General features: G+C 67.2%; 14 protein-coding genes. 6 read left to right on the plus strand and 8 right to left on the minus strand.

The features are described from left to right. Window positions 1–199 precede the first annotated feature (199 nt). Both VLK31_RS26025 and VLK31_RS26030 read left to right on the plus strand, forming a co-directional pair. A complete protein-coding gene (locus VLK31_RS26025) occupies window positions 200–361 on the plus strand; it encodes a hypothetical protein (RefSeq protein ID WP_409171362.1) in 162 nt (53 codons plus the stop codon). Continuing rightward, window positions 358–1,257 carry an intradiol ring-cleavage dioxygenase gene (locus VLK31_RS26030; RefSeq protein ID WP_409171363.1) on the plus strand — a complete coding sequence of 300 codons (900 nt, stop codon included), beginning with the start codon at window positions 358–360 and terminating at the stop codon, window positions 1,255–1,257. The genes VLK31_RS26025 and VLK31_RS26030 overlap by 4 nt, the downstream gene beginning before the upstream one ends. Before the next feature lie 34 nt (window positions 1,258–1,291). On the opposite strand, the gene VLK31_RS26035 is transcribed toward VLK31_RS26030, so the two are convergent. The 3 genes from VLK31_RS26035 to VLK31_RS26045 all read right to left on the minus strand — a co-directional run bounded on the left by VLK31_RS26035 (window position 1,292) and on the right by VLK31_RS26045 (window position 5,455). Continuing rightward, window positions 1,292–2,008 (minus strand): response regulator, encoded by a 717-nt coding sequence (locus VLK31_RS26035; protein ID WP_409171364.1) that lies wholly within the window; start codon window positions 2,006–2,008, stop codon window positions 1,292–1,294. A gap of 18 nt (window positions 2,009–2,026) precedes the next feature. Further along, complete coding sequence (gene bamA / locus VLK31_RS26040) at window positions 2,027–4,429, minus strand: outer membrane protein assembly factor BamA (RefSeq protein ID WP_409171365.1); 2,403 nt, start codon at window positions 4,427–4,429, stop codon at window positions 2,027–2,029. A gap of 441 nt (window positions 4,430–4,870) precedes the next feature. Further along, the gene (locus tag VLK31_RS26045; RefSeq protein ID WP_409171366.1) at window positions 4,871–5,455 is read right to left on the minus strand and encodes a nuclease-related domain-containing protein; all 585 of its coding nucleotides are present in this window, start codon (window positions 5,453–5,455) and stop codon (window positions 4,871–4,873) included. A 221-nt stretch (window positions 5,456–5,676) separates the two neighbouring features. Between VLK31_RS26045 and VLK31_RS26050 the strand changes: the two genes are divergently transcribed. The 3 genes from VLK31_RS26050 to VLK31_RS26060 all read left to right on the plus strand — a co-directional run bounded on the left by VLK31_RS26050 (window position 5,677) and on the right by VLK31_RS26060 (window position 8,583). Further along, a complete protein-coding gene (locus tag VLK31_RS26050) occupies window positions 5,677–6,843 on the plus strand; it encodes a porin (protein WP_409171367.1) in 1,167 nt (388 codons plus the stop codon). A gap of 367 nt (window positions 6,844–7,210) precedes the next feature. Continuing rightward, the gene (locus tag VLK31_RS26055; protein ID WP_409171368.1) at window positions 7,211–7,843 is read left to right on the plus strand and encodes an ATP-binding protein; all 633 of its coding nucleotides are present in this window, start codon (window positions 7,211–7,213) and stop codon (window positions 7,841–7,843) included. Between the two features lie 227 nt (window positions 7,844–8,070). Further along, window positions 8,071–8,583: a hypothetical protein gene (locus VLK31_RS26060; RefSeq protein ID WP_409171369.1), complete on the plus strand. Its 513-nt coding sequence runs from the start codon at window positions 8,071–8,073 to the stop codon at window positions 8,581–8,583. Between the two features lie 48 nt (window positions 8,584–8,631). Here VLK31_RS26060 and VLK31_RS26065 read toward each other — a convergent pair whose 3' ends face one another. Both VLK31_RS26065 and VLK31_RS26070 read right to left on the minus strand, forming a co-directional pair. Beyond that, window positions 8,632–10,212 carry an ATP-binding protein gene (locus VLK31_RS26065; RefSeq protein ID WP_409171370.1) on the minus strand — a complete coding sequence of 527 codons (1,581 nt, stop codon included), beginning with the start codon at window positions 10,210–10,212 and terminating at the stop codon, window positions 8,632–8,634. Further along, a complete protein-coding gene (locus tag VLK31_RS26070; protein ID WP_409171371.1) occupies window positions 10,209–11,699 on the minus strand; it encodes an ATPase domain-containing protein in 1,491 nt (496 codons plus the stop codon). The genes VLK31_RS26065 and VLK31_RS26070 overlap by 4 nt, the downstream gene beginning before the upstream one ends. Window positions 11,700–11,968: 269 nt before the next feature. Between VLK31_RS26070 and VLK31_RS26075 the strand changes: the two genes are divergently transcribed. After that, complete coding sequence (locus VLK31_RS26075) at window positions 11,969–12,151, plus strand: DUF3606 domain-containing protein (RefSeq protein WP_409171372.1); 183 nt, start codon at window positions 11,969–11,971, stop codon at window positions 12,149–12,151. Between the two features lie 25 nt (window positions 12,152–12,176). Here VLK31_RS26075 and ureG read toward each other — a convergent pair whose 3' ends face one another. Genes ureG through VLK31_RS26090 form a run of 3 tightly spaced genes read right to left on the minus strand, consistent with a single transcriptional unit; the run spans window position 12,177 to window position 14,028 of the window. Further along, window positions 12,177–12,827: an urease accessory protein UreG gene (gene ureG / locus VLK31_RS26080; RefSeq protein WP_409171373.1), complete on the minus strand. Its 651-nt coding sequence runs from the start codon at window positions 12,825–12,827 to the stop codon at window positions 12,177–12,179. A 54-nt stretch (window positions 12,828–12,881) separates the two neighbouring features. After that, window positions 12,882–13,328, minus strand: a complete 447-nt coding sequence (locus tag VLK31_RS26085) for a hypothetical protein (RefSeq protein WP_409171374.1) — start codon at window positions 13,326–13,328, stop codon at window positions 12,882–12,884. A gap of 28 nt (window positions 13,329–13,356) precedes the next feature. After that, window positions 13,357–14,028: an urease accessory protein UreF gene (locus tag VLK31_RS26090; RefSeq protein ID WP_409171375.1), complete on the minus strand. Its 672-nt coding sequence runs from the start codon at window positions 14,026–14,028 to the stop codon at window positions 13,357–13,359. Window positions 14,029–14,253 lie beyond the last annotated feature (225 nt).

Genomic DNA, 14,253 nt, shown 5'->3' on the forward strand with positions numbered 1-14,253 from the left:
ACGGGGCAGGCATGGCCGCATTCTGCGACATGCATGGGAGGCGAACGGGGAGTGAAACCGGGGCGGAACGGACGGTCAAAACGGGGTGGAACCGGGGCGAGAACAGATGATGTGGTCGGAATGTGGAGGAAATTGGGAGACGGAGCGGAGACTGCTTTCTCCATCTTTTCTCCCCGATGCCTGCGCAGCATGGCCTTCCATGAAACCCGAACTGAGCTTTGCGTTGCTGGGTGCGATCACCGTGTTCTTCTGGCTCGTCGCCCAGGCCTGGACGCTGCTGGTGCTGTGGGCCGAGGGCCACGTAACCGGCCCGGCCAGCACTGCCCGCACGGAACCGAACGAGGAGAACACGCAACCATGACCCCACCGAATTCCCCCGCCATCGGCCGCCGCGGCCTGCTGACCACCCTTGGGGCAGCGGCCCTGGCCACCGCCTCCGCGCGCCCGGCCCAGGCCGCCGCGCCCACGCTGCCGCTGACCGCCCAGACCACCGAAGGCCCGTTCTACCTGGACGCTTCGCAAGTTCGTCGCGACATCACCGAAGGCCTGCAGGGCGTGCCGCTGGACGTGCGCTTCACCGTGTGCGACACGGCGGGCAAGCCGCTGCCCAGGCTGCGCGTGGACCTCTGGCATTGCGACACGCTGGGGCGCTACTCGGGCTTTGGCGGGCAGGGCGACGATGGCGCGGGCGCCTTCGAGGGCAAGACCTTTCTTCGCGGCAGCCAGTTCACCGACCGCGAGGGCGTGGCCGCGTTCGCCACCGTCTACCCGGGCTGGTACGCGGGGCGCACCACGCACATCCACATGAAGGTGCTGAACGGCACGCGCGCTGTGCTCACCTCGCAGTTCTTCTTGCCCGACGCGCTCAGCGAGTTCCTCTACACCCAGGTTTCGCTCTACCAGCGCGCGCGGCTGCGCGACACGCTCAACAGCCTGGACGGCATTGCGCTGAAGGCCGGCGACACCGTGCTGGGCGCGGTGCGCGAAGAGCGCCAGCGCTATGTGGCCACGCTGGCGCTGGTGGTCGACCCGCTGGCCACGCCCGTGGTCGACAGGCCGCCGCGCTTCGGTGGCATGCCACCGGGCGCCATGCCGCCGCAAGGCAGCCTGCCACCGGGCGCCATGCTGCCGCGTGGGCCCTTGCAGGGTGGCATGCCCATGGCCGGCATGCCCATGGGCGGCGGCCCGCCCCATGCCCGCGCACTGGAAGGCACCGCGCGCGTCAAGGCGCTGGTGCCCCCGCGCCCGGCCGGCTGATGCGGCGGCTGATCCGCCCGCTCAGCCCGCCCGCTCAGCCCGCCGGCCGCTCCGCGAAGCTGAAGCCGACGCCGTAGACCGAGCGGATCCAGTCGTGCGTGGGCGCGACGTTCGCCAGCTTCTTGCGCAGGTTCTTGATGTGCCCGTCCACCGCGCGCTCGTTCACGTCCAGCGCCTTGGGAAACGCAGCCTCCAGCAGCTTGGAGCGTGTGAACACCCGCCCCGGGTCATTCGACAGCGCGCGCAGCAGCAGCAACTCGCGCCGCGTGAGCGCCAGCGGCCGGCCTTCCAGGCTGACGTTGCCGCGCATGCCCGGCGTGCCGACGAAGTCCACCGTGCCCGACGGCCGCTCGGCACCCAGGCGCTGCGCGTGCCGGCGCAGCACGGTGTTCACCCGCGCCACCACTTCGCGCGGCGAGAAGGGCTTGCACACATAGTCGTCCGCGCCCATGTCCAGCGCGAGCAGCCGGTCGCACTCCTGCGTGCGCGCCGTCAGCATGATGATCGGGTGGTTGCTGTGCGAGCGCACCTGTTGCAGCACGTCGATGCCGTCCTGCACCGCGCCCTGCGCGTGCGCCGCGCGCGGCAGCACGATGTCCAGCAGCGTGAGCGAGGGCGGTGCCGTCAGGATGCGTTCGAGCGCCGCGGCGCCGTCGCCGATTTGCTCCACCTCGTGGCCCGCGCCGTGCAGGTGCGCGAGCAATTGCGATGCGCTGTCGCGCCCGTCTTCCACCAGCAGGATGCGCGCCATGGTTTGCAGCCCTCCCGCTCAGAAAGAAGTGCCGATCTGAAACTGAAAGCGCTGCGTGCGGTCGGCCGCAATGTTGTTGGCCGTGTCCGCCTTCTGGTAGAGCAGTGGCACCGCGTACGCCAGGCGCAGTGGCCCCAGCGGGGAGATCCAGCTGATGCCGATGCCGGCCGACGCGCGCAGCTTGTTCTGCGCCTTCCATTGCGCGTCGCTCATGCTGGCCGTGCGGTCGGCGAACACGTTGCCCGCGTCCATGAAGGTGTACATGCGCAGCGTCTTGTCGTTGCCCGCGCCGGGAAAGGGCGTGCTGAATTCCATGTTGAAGATCGCCTTGCGCGTGCCGCCCAGCGCGCCGGCCGTCACGGCGTCGGTGGGCCCCAGCGAGTTCTGTTCGAAGCCGCGAATCGAGCCCAGCCCGCCGGCATAGAAGTTCTTGAAGATCGGGTACGTGCTGTTGCCCAGCGCCCGCGCATAACCCAGCTGGCCGTTGATGGCCAGCGTGTACTGCTTGGACAGCGGAAAGTACTGCTGGTACTGGTAGTTCGACTTGAGGTAGCGCAGCTCGCTGCCCACGCCCACTTCCAGGCTGGCGCTTTGCAGCTTGCCGCGCGAGGGCACCAGCGCGCTGTCGCGGTCGTCGCGCGACCAGCCCAGCGTGGCCGGAATGCCCACGATGCTCGACTTGGCGCAGGTCACGCTGGGCGCGGTGCCCGTGCATTGAAAGTAGTCCAGGTAGGCCTGCGGCGTGGCCGTGTACACGTACGAGCCGTCGACCAGCGCGTAAGAGCCGTTGGTGCCCGGCGTGAACGAATAGCGCTCCACGCCGATGCCCAGGTACACCGTGTCCTGCTCGCCCACCGGAAAGCCGAAGCGCACCGAGCCGCCGTCGCTCGCCAGCTTGTAGTTGCCGTCAGCCTGGTAGTAGGGCCGCGTGGTGGTGTGGAACACATTCAGCGTGCGCGAGATGCCGTCCTTGGTGAAGTACGGGTCGGTGGCCGTGAGCGAAATGGTGCGGTTGTACGAGCTGGTGTTCACGTTCAGCCCCAGGTAGTTGCCGCTGCCGAACACGTTCTCCTGCGTGATGCCGAAGGTCAGCGACACCTTGTCGGTCGACGAATAGCCCGCACCCAGCTGCAGCGAGCCGGTGGGTTTTTCGGTGAGCGTTACCGCCAGGTCGACCTGGTCGGGCGAGCCGGGCACGTCGATGGTGTCGACGTTCACGTCGGTGAAAAAGCCCAGCCGGTCGATGCGGTCGCGCGAGGCGCGGATCTTGTTGCCGTCGTACCACGCGCCTTCGTACTGGCGGAACTCGCGCCGAATCACCTCGTCGCGCGTCTTGGCGTTGCCGCCGATGTTGATGCGCCGCACATACGCGCGGCGCGAGGCCTCGGCCTTCAGCACCAGCGTGACGCGGTTGTTCTCCCGGTCGATCTCCGGCTCGGCCTTCACGCGCGCGAAGGCGTAGCCGAAGGTGCCGAAGTAGTCGGCAAAGGCCTTGGTGGTGGCCGCCACCTCTTCGCCGTTGTACGGTGCGCCGGGGCGGATGGTGACCAGCGTCTTGAACTCGTCCTCGCGGCCCATGTAGTCGCCCGTGAGCTTCACGCCGGCCACCACGAACTTCTGGCCTTCGGTGATGTTCACGGTGAGCGTGATCGTCTGGCGGTCGGGTGAGATGGCCACCTGTGTGGAGTCGATGCGGAACTCCAGGTAGCCGCGCGTGAGGTAGTACGAGCGCAGTGTTTCCATGTCGCCGTTGAACTTGGTGCGCGAATACTGGTTGGACTTGGTGTACCAGGCCAGCCAGCCGCCGCTGTCCTGGTCGAACAGGTCGAGCAGCGTGCTTTCGCTGAAGGCCTTGTTGCCCACCACATGCACTGCGGTGATGCGCGCGGGCTCGCCTTCGGTCACGGTGAACGTGAGGTTCACGCGGTTGTTCTCCAGCGGCGTGACGGTGGTGACCACCTGGGCGTTGTACATGCTGCGGCTGATGTACTGGCGCTTGAGTTCTTGTTCGGCGCGGTCGGCCAGCGCCTTGTCGTAGGCCTGTCCGTCGGTCAGGCCGATGTCGCGCAGGGCTTTTTGCAGCGCGACCTTGTCGAACTCCTTGGTGCCGACAAAGTCGACGTCGGCCACGGTGGGGCGTTCTTCGACCACCACCACCAGCACGTTGCCGTTGACGTCGATGCGCACGTCCTTGAAAAGTCCGAGCTTGAACAGTTCGCGAATGGCGTTGGTGCCGCGTTCGTCGTTGTATGTGTCGCCGGCCTTCAGGCCGATGGTGGCAAACACGGTGCCGGGTTCGACGCGCTGCAGGCCTTCCAGGCGGATGTCTCTGACGGTGAACGGATCGGTGGCCCATGCGGGGAGGGCAGCCAGCGAGGCAAGCAGCACGGCGGCCGCTGCGAGGGACTTCGGTAAGTGCATCGCCGCATGGTCTTCGCCAATGTCGGAGAAATTTGGGACTTCCCTGTGGGGGTCGGGGCTGTGTTGTGTCTTTACGTTGCGTTGTTTGTTTTGGCTTTTTTGGCGCTCTTGTTCAGGGCGACGCTCACTCCGACGGTGTGCTTCTTTTCTCGAATGTCCCCCGGCCTTCGGGCTACCGCACCTCCTCCTTTGTTTCGCGAAAAGAAGCCCACCATCGGCGTGAGCGTGTTCAGCGCAGTCGTTGATCAGCGGAACACGAGCAGCGTGCCCAGGTGCAAAGGGCGTCGGGTGCTCCCCGCAGCGAAATAAAGGAGGAGGGCGAAGCCCGGGGGACATTCGCGGAGGGGAGTACCCGGCGGCCTTTGCACACGCCCTGAACAAGAGCGCCCTGAACAAGAGCGCCAAGAACAACAGCGCCAAGAACAAGAGCGCCCAGAACAGCTACTGCAACAGCACATCCGCAGTAGTCCCTTGAATCTCGAGCAACCGTTCCACAGTGCGCTCAACGCCTTGTGCATCCAGCAGCCGATACGTGCGCGCAGTCCGCCCATGGTTGCGTACCAACCGTGCGATGTAGGGCAAGTCTTGCTGCGTGACGACAGCCGCCGGCATCACGCCCTCCAGCTCGATCCCTTCACACGGCAGCAGCACGAAGTACTGCAGCCGCAGATCGTCCGGCAACAAGCTGCGCAACTGCGTCGTTTTGCGCCCGCCTTGCCACGCCGGGTCCTTCACCTCCCGCGCGTTCTTGCAACCATGCATGCGCAGGAACCAGCGCGGTGGCGACTCGTCCGACTTTTTTCGGTAGACGAATGCATTGCGCCACGCCTTGATCTCGAACAGATAAATGCCCGTCTCGCACACCAGCACCGCATCAATGCACGCCGTGCGCGCCGCATGCCCCTCGGGCATCGGAATCACCAGATTGCGAAGAATGCGCAAGTGCGAAAACGCAGGACTGAACGCGCTGGCGAGCTGCTGCACGCCCAGCGTCGAGGCGATGTTGCTTTGCATGGCAATGGTCATGAACGACTCCTTCGGTCGCCGAGCATCGCGCCGCTTTTGGGAGACTTTTCGTACGAGGTGTGTCCATACGCCGCGCATGGCGCACCCGGTCACGTGCACGCAAACAACATCCCGTGCAAAGACACGCCATTCACAAGATTCCTCCGAATTTGAACGAGACCATGCGGGTCGGCTGCTTGATGAACAGCGGCCGTATCAGGCCTGAAACTGGAGAACCCTCAATGAAGAAATCCCTCACCGCACTCGCTGCCCTTGCCGCGCTGACCGGCAGCGGCCTGGCCGCCGCGCAATCGTCCGTCACGCTGTTCGGTGTCGTCGACGCCGGCGTCACCTACCAATCGGCCACCGCGCGCGACGCCCTCACCGGTGCGTCGGTCAAGACCAGCAAGACCAGCCTGAGCAACTCCGGCTACAACTCCAGCCGCATCGGCTTTCGCGGCACCGAAGACCTGGGCGGCGGCCTGGCCGCGAGCTTCTGGCTCGAAGCGCCCATCACCAACGACGACGGCGCCACCGGCATCAGCACCTTTGCGCGCCGCTCCACCGTGAGCCTGTCGGGCAACTTCGGTGAAGTGCGCCTGGGCCGCGACTACACCGCCACCTTCTGGAACGACACCGTGTTCGACCCGTTCGGCACCAACGGCTCCGGCACCAACGTGATCAGCACCGTGAGCAGCAGCACCGGCCTGAACAACGCCAACTACGTGCGCGCCAGCAACTCGGTGGGCTACTTCCTGCCACCGAACCTGGGCGGCTTCTATGGCCAGGTGCAGTACAGCCTGCACGAGAACACCACCACCGACGCCACCAGCACCACGGCCGCCAGCAGCAGCAGCGCGGGCCGCTACGTGGGCGGGCGCTTCGGCTATGCCAACGGTCCGCTGGACGTGGCACTGGCCGTGGGCCAGAACGTGGCGGTGGACACCACCACGCTGGAGCGCAAGGTGCAGACCATCAACCTGGGTGCCTCTTACGACTTCGGCCCGGTGAAGCTGTTCGGTGAGCTGTCGAACGTGAAGAACAAGTTCGACACGGCGCTGGGCAACTCGCACGACACCTACAACGGCTACCTGATCGGTGCGAGCGTGCCGGTGGGCGCGGGCCTGATCCGCGCTTCGTACTCGGTGGTTCGCTACAACGAAGGCGCCGCCGGTGTGACGGGTGAAGACCCGCGCGCGCAAAAGCTGGCCATCGGCTATGTGCACAACCTGTCGAAGCGCACCGCGCTGTATGCCACGGTGGCGCGCGTGAACAACCGCAACGACGCCAACTACACGGGCAGCCTGGTGTCGGACAGCACCACCGGTTACGGCAGCGCGGGCGTGGGCTTTGCGGGCGTGCCGCGCTCGTCGACCGGCTACGACTTCGGCATTCGCCACGCGTTCTGACGCGGGGCGCGCACTGCGCGGCAAATCAAAGAGGAAGAGGGCGACTGCCCCTTTCCGTCGCGCAGCCTGTTCCTCCAGCAGTGAGTTTTTCAATGAACCGAACCAGACTCTTCGCGGGTGCCTTGATGGCCGCCAGCCTCGGTGGCTGCATCGTGCTGCCGCCGCCCCCGCCCATGTTCCACCGCCCGCCGCCAGGCTTTCGCGGGGAAGGCGCACCGATGCCCTTCGACGGCGCCCGCAGGCCCCCGCCTGGCGCGGACATGTGTGATGCACGCGATGCACGCGGCGAACCGGGCGAACTTGGCGCAGGCCCGCGCAACGGCTGCGCGCGCGGCGCACCCGACGCCCCACCGCAGAGAGCCCGCTGATGACCGGCGGCCAACTGCAGTCGGGCAATCTGGGCGCCGTCATTGCGGGCGTCATCCTGCTCGGGCTGGGCGGCGTGGTCTGCATGATGGGCTCGCTGTTCATCGCCAACCTGCGCCAGGGCGCGAAGGCGCGCGAGCTGGCCGCGCAGGCCCGGCACGACGAGCGCCAGCGGCTGGTCGCTAGCCGCGTGCAAGACCTGCGGCCGCTGCTGGACGCCGCTTCGGGCGAGCCGGCCGCGCAGGCCATTCGGCTCGACATTCAACTGCCGCAGCACGCGGTGCCTGTGCTGGCCATCGAGGCCGAGCTGCGCGAGCTGGTCGCCAAAGTCACGGCCTATGCGGCCAGCGTGATGCGCGCGGGCGCGACGCTGCAGGTGTCCGCGCATGCGGAGGGCGAGCAGGCGGTGATCCACTGGCGCGACCTCGATGCGGTGGATGCACGGCCGCCGCTCTCGCAGTTCTTCGACAGCGCGAACGCAAACCCAAGCGCGAGCGCGACCGCCAGCGCGGCAGGCGCCAGTGCGCGGGCTTGCGAACGCATTGCCGGCCACCATGGCGGGCGCATCTATTCGGCGCCGCACGCGGGCGGCGCGCTGGGCCTCACGTTGCGGCTGCCACTTTTGCAGGCGTAGAGCCGGGCGCGGCATCGGCCGACCACGGGCAAACGACCTTCTCGACGTGCGCCCGGCCGCGATCTTCGGCAAGGCCCAGCGGGAAGAGGTTTTCGCTGAAGCATGAGGCTCGGAGAAAGCACCTGGAAGAAAGTCCATGCACGGCGGCGCAAGGGAACTCCGCGTCATACTCGCGGTCCCATGGTTCCGCCGCTTTCCTCCCGATGCCGAACGTGCGACCCCCTGCCTTGCTGACTTTTCTCCGCGCGCTCGCCGCGAGCGCCGCCCTTCTTGCCGCTGGTGCATTGCATGCGCAGGCCCTGCCACCGGGCGTGCGCCTGGGCATGTCGGCCGAGCAACTGCACGCAGTGCTGCCCGCCGCCGAACGCGTGCCGCGGCCGCAGCGCCTGGGCGGTGGCCTGGTCGGCAACTGGCGCGCCGCACCGGTCGAAATGGCCGGGCTGCTGTTCGAGCCCACCTTCTTCTTTGCCGCCTCGGAGTTGCGCCGCGTCGAGTACGTGGCCAATTTGCAGGCCACGCAGGCCACGCCGGACAACGGCGCATCGGCCTTCGCCGCGCTGGTGCAGTGGGGCCGCGCATCGTTCGGCACCGAGCTTGCCTCGCGCGACCCGGGCAGCGCCTATGCCGCCTGGGTGAGCAACGACACCGATGTGTACGTGCAGCAGGTCAGCGACCCGCGGCGCGCCAGCGTGCGGCTGGTGTACAAGGCGCGGCAGTTGCGCGACGGCAGCGAGCTCTGAACGAAGGGCTCCTGCAGCCCTTTCGTTCAGTTCGTCGCTTTCATGCCTTCATGCAGTGCCGCGCAGCGCGAGCTTGCGCAATGCGGCCGACAGCTCCACCACGTCGACCGGCTTCAGCAGATGGTGGTCGAACCCTGCCCGCGCAATGCGCAGCCGGTCGTCGGCCTGTCCCCATCCGGTGAGCGCGATCAGCCCCATGCCGTGCAGCCGCGGGTGCGCGCGCAGCCGGCGCGCCAGCTCGCAGCCGTCCATGCCGGGCATGCCGATGTCCAGCACGCCGAAGGTGGGGCTGAAGTCTTCGGCCTTGTTCAGTGCGTCGGACCCGCTGAACGCCACGGCGGTCTGCGCGCCCAGCAGGCCCAGCAGCGCCGCGAGCGATTCCGCCGCGTCCCGGTTGTCGTCCACCACCAGGATGCGGTGCTGCGCGGAGAGTGAATCTTCCAGCGCGTCGGCCTTGGTGGTCGCGTGCAATTCGTGCCGCAGCAGCGGCAGCGACACGGTGAATTCGCTGCCCCGGTTCTGGCCCTCGCTCTTCGCGCCGACCGTGCCGCCATGCAGCTCGACCAGGCTCTTCACCAGCGTGAGGCCGATGCCCAGGCCGCCCTGCGCGGCGCGTGCCGTGCCGCTGACCTGCACGAACATGTCGAAGATCGCACCCAGCATGGCCTGCGGAATGCCAGCGCCGCTGTCCTTCACGCGCACCACCGCATGGCCGCTGTCGTCGCGCTCCAGGAACACATCGATGCGCCCGCCCTCGGGCGTGTACTTGGCGGCGTTGTTCAGCAGGTTGGCGAACACCTGCGTGAGCCGCACGCCGTCGCCCTTCACCGCCAGAGAGGCGTCGGCGATGTGCAGCGAAAGGGTGTGCTTGCCCGCGTCCATCAGCGGGCGGCTGAGCTCGACCGCGCCACGGATCACCTGGTCGAGCACCAGCTCGCCCAGCTGCAGTTCGATCTTTCCGCGCGTGATGCGCGACACCTCCATCAGGTCGCTGACCAGCCGCACCATGTGGTCCAGCTGCCGGCCCATCAGCTCGTAGTAGGGCAGGGCCGCCTCGGGCGCCAGCGCCTTGCGCTTGAGGATGGCCAGCGCGGTGCTGAGCGGTGCCATCGGGTTGCGCAGCTCGTGCGCCAGGGTGGCCAAAAACTCTGTCTTGCGCTTGTCGGCCTCGTTCAGGTCTTCGAGGATGCGGCGCAGCTCGTACTGCCGCCGCCGCGCGCGCAGGGCGCTGCGCAGCGCGCTCACGAGCGAGGCCACGCGAATCGGACGCTCCAGCACGGTGACGTTGGCCATGCCTTCCATGGCGGAGCTGATGGCGCTCGAGTCCGCACCCTGGCGCGCAAGAATCAACACCGGCAGGTCGGACCACGGGGGCTGCGCCGCAATGGCCGCGGCCAGCTCGGCGGCGCCGCTGCCCGACAGCATTTCTTCCGACACCAGCAGGGCACCGGCGCCCTGTGCCATCTCGCGCAGCAGCTGGGGCAGGTTGGCGCACACCTCGGTGTCGATGCCGGCGTGCGACAGCACGGCGGAGGCCATGACGGCGTCGCGCGGCGTTGCCGTTCGCATCAGCACCCGCAGTTGCGGGTCCGGCGCGGTGGGGAGGGGGTTGACGGCGGTGTCGCTCATGGCGGAGGCGTTGCCACACCGTCGACGGGCACCGGCACGCCGGTCAGGATGCCGCGGAAGTGGCGCAGCGGTTCGCCCACGTGCAGGCCGTCGCTGTCCATCGAGAAGGCGCGGATGGAGCGCTCGTGCGCGCCGCCGCGCTTCTTGAGCACCGAGATGGCCTGGCGCACCTCGCCCTCGGCCTCGAAGTAGCGCAGCAGCACCACGGCGTCCGCCAGGTAGCTGGCGTCGACGGGGGTCTGCATCTGCATGCCGATGAGGCCGTGCTGCGCGCCCACCAGAATGGTGGCCACGCCGGACTGGCCCAGGTAGGTGAGCAGCTCATGCAACTGCACGATCAAGAAGCGCTCGTCGGGCATCGCGTTGAGGTAGCCGTTCAGGCTGTCGATGACGATCACCTTGGCGCCGTGCTCGGTCACCGCAAGGCGAATCTCGTGCACCAGTTCGCCGGGCGACAGCTCCGCCGGATCGACCTGCTTGATGCGGATGCGGCCCGACTGCAGATGCGGGTCGAGCGTCATGCCCATGCCCGTGCAGCGCGTGCGCAGCGTGTTGACGCTTTCGTCGAAGATAAAAAGCGACGCCGTTTCGCCGCGTTCGGCCGCCGCAATGGCGAACTGCGCCGCCACGGAAGATTTGCCCGTGCCGGGCGCGCCCACCAGCAGGGTGCTGGTGCCCTTCTCGAGCCCGCCGCCGAGCAGCGCGTCCAGCGCCGTGATGCCGCTGGGCAGCTTGACCAGCTCGATGTCGTTGACGTGCTCGGCCGCCACCAGGCGCGGAAACACCTGCAGGCCGCCACGATGGATCTTGTAGTCGTGGTAGCCGCCGCGAAACGACTGGCCGCGGTACTTCACCACCACCAGGCGCCGGCGCGAGGCGCCGTAGTCGGAGTTCGACTGCTCCAGCCGCAACACGGCGTGCGCGATGCTCTGCACCTGCAGGTCGTGCGAGGTGGCCGTCATGTCGTCCAGCAGCAGCACGGTGCACTGGCGCCCCGCGAAGAACTGCTTGAGCGCAAGAATCTGACGCCGGTAACGCAGCGAGCTGCCCGAGAGCAGCCGCAGTTCCGACAGCGAATCGAACACGATGCGCGAGGGCTTGAGCAGTTCCACGTCGCTGAGGATGCGCAGCGTGGTCTCGCTCAATTCCACCTCCGAGGGGTGGAACATGGTGTATTGCTCGTCGGGCTGCAGGCTGTCTTGCGTGGGCAGCATTTCGCGCACGTGGATCGGCCCCACGTCCCAGCCGTGCGAGGCGGCCACGCCGCGCAGCTCGGCCTCGGTTTCGGACAGCGTGACGTACAGCACCGACTCCCCCCGGCGCACGCCTTCGAGCAGAAACTGCATGGCAATGGTCGTCTTGCCCGCGCCGGGCGAGCCTTCCACGAGGTACAGGCGGTTGGGCTCCAGGCCGCCGCCGAGCACGTCGTTCAGGCCCGGTACGCCCACGCTCAGCTGGGGTTGGCGGTCATGGTGGTCTTGCGCCATGTTCTTCTCCGTGTATCGAATATGAGTGACTCGAATTCAAACATCGAAGGGTGGGCGGGGCTTGCAGGACGGCGCCGCCAAAGGCTGGCGGAAGTTGCTGCGGTGGCTTCGGTGGCGCCGCACCATGGAAATTGTCCTGCACGGCGCGTCGGAATCGTCCGGCGGGCGGGGGGCGGCGGCCGTGGAAACTGCCCTTCCGCCGCGACTCACAGCTTCAACCGGTACCCCTCTTTTTTCTTCATCCCCTTTCAGTTCTTCAGGAGAAGACGATGCGCGAACACAGCAATGACATTCGTATTCCTCAGGACGATGAGCGCATCGATGTCACCGACCTCAAGGAGGTCGACTACTGGACCCACTGGTTCGGCGTGAGCGAAGAGCGCTTGCGCACCGCCGTCGCCTCTGCCGGCACGGTGAAGGACGATCTGCGCGTCTACCTCGGGCTGCCCTGAGCGGGGGCGGCGGGTTCGACCTGCCTCAAGCTTCCAGCAGCATTCCGCGTGCCTCGATGAACGCCACCACCTCGGCCACGCCGGTGTGGGTCTTGAGGTTGGTCATCACGTAGGGGCGCTGGCGGCGCATGCGCTGCGTGTCTTGTTCCATCACTTCGAGGCTGGCGCCCACGTAGGGGGCCAGGTCGATCTTGTTGATGACGAACAGGTCGCTCTTGGTGATGCCGGGGCCGCCCTTGCGCGGAATTTTTTCGCCGGCAGCCACGTCGATCACGTAGATCGTGAGGTCCGACAGCTCGGGACTGAACGTGGCCGCGAGGTTGTCGCCGCCCGACTCGACGAACACGATGTCGGCGTTGGGAAAGTCCCCCAGCATGCGGTCGATGGCCTCGAGGTTGATCGAGGCGTCTTCACGAATGGCGGTGTGCGGGCAGCCGCCGGTTTCCACGCCCATGATGCGTTCCGCCGGCAGCGCGCCGGCCACGGTCAGCAGGCGCTGGTCTTCCTTGGTGTAGATGTCGTTGGTGATGGCGATCAGGTCGTATTTGTCGCGCATCGCCTTGCAGAGCATTTCCAGCAGCGTGGTCTTGCCCGAGCCCACCGGGCCGCCGATGCCCACGCGCAGCGGGGGGAGTCTTTTGGTGCGATGGGGGATGTGGTGCAGGGCGGAGGTCATGGTTCGGTTCCGGAAAAAAGTGCGTGTGTGCGTGTGTGGTTCGATGCGAAGGGGCTACTCGGGATAGGCCTCGTCGAATTCGCCTTCGAGGGTGCGAATGTGCAGCAGGTGCTCGTCCCACCAAGGCATCTCGAAGCCCAGCGAGATGGCGATGGCGCCGCTCGGGTCGTAGTCGGGCTGGGCCACCTCCACGAACGAAGGCTTCAGCTGCGACCAGAGCGAGGCGGTGTCGAGCGCCAGCCCGTCGGGGAGGATGCCGCCTTCTACGATCACCTCGACCATGGGCGCGCCTGCTGTGTCGCGCAGCGCGGCGGTGTTAGCGAGCACTTTCTGCATCGCGCCGGTTTGCGCGGGCGTCGGTCCTTCGGCAGTCCCGTGCACGCGCAGGTCGAACTCGCCGAACGGCGCTATCGCGATGCGGCCTTCCCATACCTTCGAGCGGCCTTTGCCCTGCAGCGTGCCTGCGGGTGGCCATTCGACGGACTTGGGAAACATCGGCATCTGTGAAGACCTTGCGCGCGCGTGCGTGTCAGCTGCGGAAGAGGCGAGAGTATTGCGTTTCGTGCCGCGCCGAAAGCACGGCCAGCAGCGGGGCGAACGCCTGGCGTTCGTCGTCGGACAGGGCCATGGCGCGGGTCACGGCGTCGGGAATTTCACCCGCGAGACGGCCCAGAATGCGTTGCCCCGCGCTCTGGCCCAGCGGCACGGCCTTGACGGCGGCGGCGACCATGTTCTCGGCCCAGCCGAAGGCAAAGGCCAGGCAGCCGTCGTGCACGCTGGCGCCGGTGCGGCTCACTGCAAAGGCAAAGGCGACGGGGTAGGTGGCGGGCAGTCCGGCGAACACTTCGGCGGTGTCGGCATGGTGCAGCTTGAGCCACTCGACGAAGGAGCGGCCCATTTGTTCGGTCTGCAGGAAGAATTCGGCGGATTCGCGGGTGGTCATGACCCACTGGTTGAGCTGGCGCACGCGCTGTGTGTCGTTGGCGCGCCAGGCGGCGACGGCCTGCGCGAAGAGCGCGAGGTCGCCGCGCGCGAAGCTCAGCTGCAATTGGTCGGAGAGCCATTCGGCGGCGCGCGATTCGGAGTCGATGCCGGCCCATTCGACCGCGGCCTCTACCCCTTCGGAGTACGAGAAGCCGCCTACGGGCAGGGCGGGGGAGGCCAGCCAGATGAGCTGCAAAAGGCTTGGGGCTTCTTGCATGTCAGGCGTTGGTTGCGCGGTGCTTTTCGGGGCGCTTGTGTTCGGGGGTGCTTTGTTCAGGGCGCGTGCACAGGCCGCCGGGTACTCCCCTCCGCGAATGTCCCCCGGCTTCGCCTCCTCCTTTATTTCGCTGCGGGGAGTACCCGACGCCCTGTGCACGGGGGCACGCTCTGAGTGCTCGCACGATCAACGACTGCTCCGAATAACGCACACGCCGATGGGGTG

It is taken from the genome of Variovorax sp. H27-G14 (genome assembly GCF_046156345.1).
In the GTDB taxonomy this organism is placed as follows: Bacteria; Pseudomonadota; Gammaproteobacteria; order Burkholderiales; family Burkholderiaceae_C; genus Variovorax.

What these genes read in the sequence shown, in the direction of transcription:
- VLK31_RS26025 (WP_409171362.1), top strand. Translation starts at nt 200, where the DNA reads ATGAAACCCGAACTGAGCTTTGCGTTGCTGGGTGCGATCACCGTGTTC.
- VLK31_RS26030 (WP_409171363.1), top strand. Translation starts at nt 358, where the DNA reads ATGACCCCACCGAATTCCCCCGCCATCGGCCGCCGCGGCCTGCTGACC.
- VLK31_RS26035 (WP_409171364.1), bottom strand. Translation starts at nt 2,008, where the DNA reads ATGGCGCGCATCCTGCTGGTGGAAGACGGGCGCGACAGCGCATCGCAA.
- bamA (WP_409171365.1), bottom strand. Translation starts at nt 4,429, where the DNA reads ATGCACTTACCGAAGTCCCTCGCAGCGGCCGCCGTGCTGCTTGCCTCG.
- VLK31_RS26045 (WP_409171366.1), bottom strand. Translation starts at nt 5,455, where the DNA reads ATGACCATTGCCATGCAAAGCAACATCGCCTCGACGCTGGGCGTGCAG.
- VLK31_RS26050 (WP_409171367.1), top strand. Translation starts at nt 5,677, where the DNA reads ATGAAGAAATCCCTCACCGCACTCGCTGCCCTTGCCGCGCTGACCGGC.
- VLK31_RS26055 (WP_409171368.1), top strand. Translation starts at nt 7,211, where the DNA reads ATGACCGGCGGCCAACTGCAGTCGGGCAATCTGGGCGCCGTCATTGCG.
- VLK31_RS26065 (WP_409171370.1), bottom strand. Translation starts at nt 10,212, where the DNA reads ATGAGCGACACCGCCGTCAACCCCCTCCCCACCGCGCCGGACCCGCAA.
- VLK31_RS26070 (WP_409171371.1), bottom strand. Translation starts at nt 11,699, where the DNA reads ATGGCGCAAGACCACCATGACCGCCAACCCCAGCTGAGCGTGGGCGTA.
- VLK31_RS26075 (WP_409171372.1), top strand. Translation starts at nt 11,969, where the DNA reads ATGCGCGAACACAGCAATGACATTCGTATTCCTCAGGACGATGAGCGC.
- ureG (WP_409171373.1), bottom strand. Translation starts at nt 12,827, where the DNA reads ATGACCTCCGCCCTGCACCACATCCCCCATCGCACCAAAAGACTCCCC.
- VLK31_RS26085 (WP_409171374.1), bottom strand. Translation starts at nt 13,328, where the DNA reads ATGCCGATGTTTCCCAAGTCCGTCGAATGGCCACCCGCAGGCACGCTG.
- VLK31_RS26090 (WP_409171375.1), bottom strand. Translation starts at nt 14,028, where the DNA reads ATGCAAGAAGCCCCAAGCCTTTTGCAGCTCATCTGGCTGGCCTCCCCC.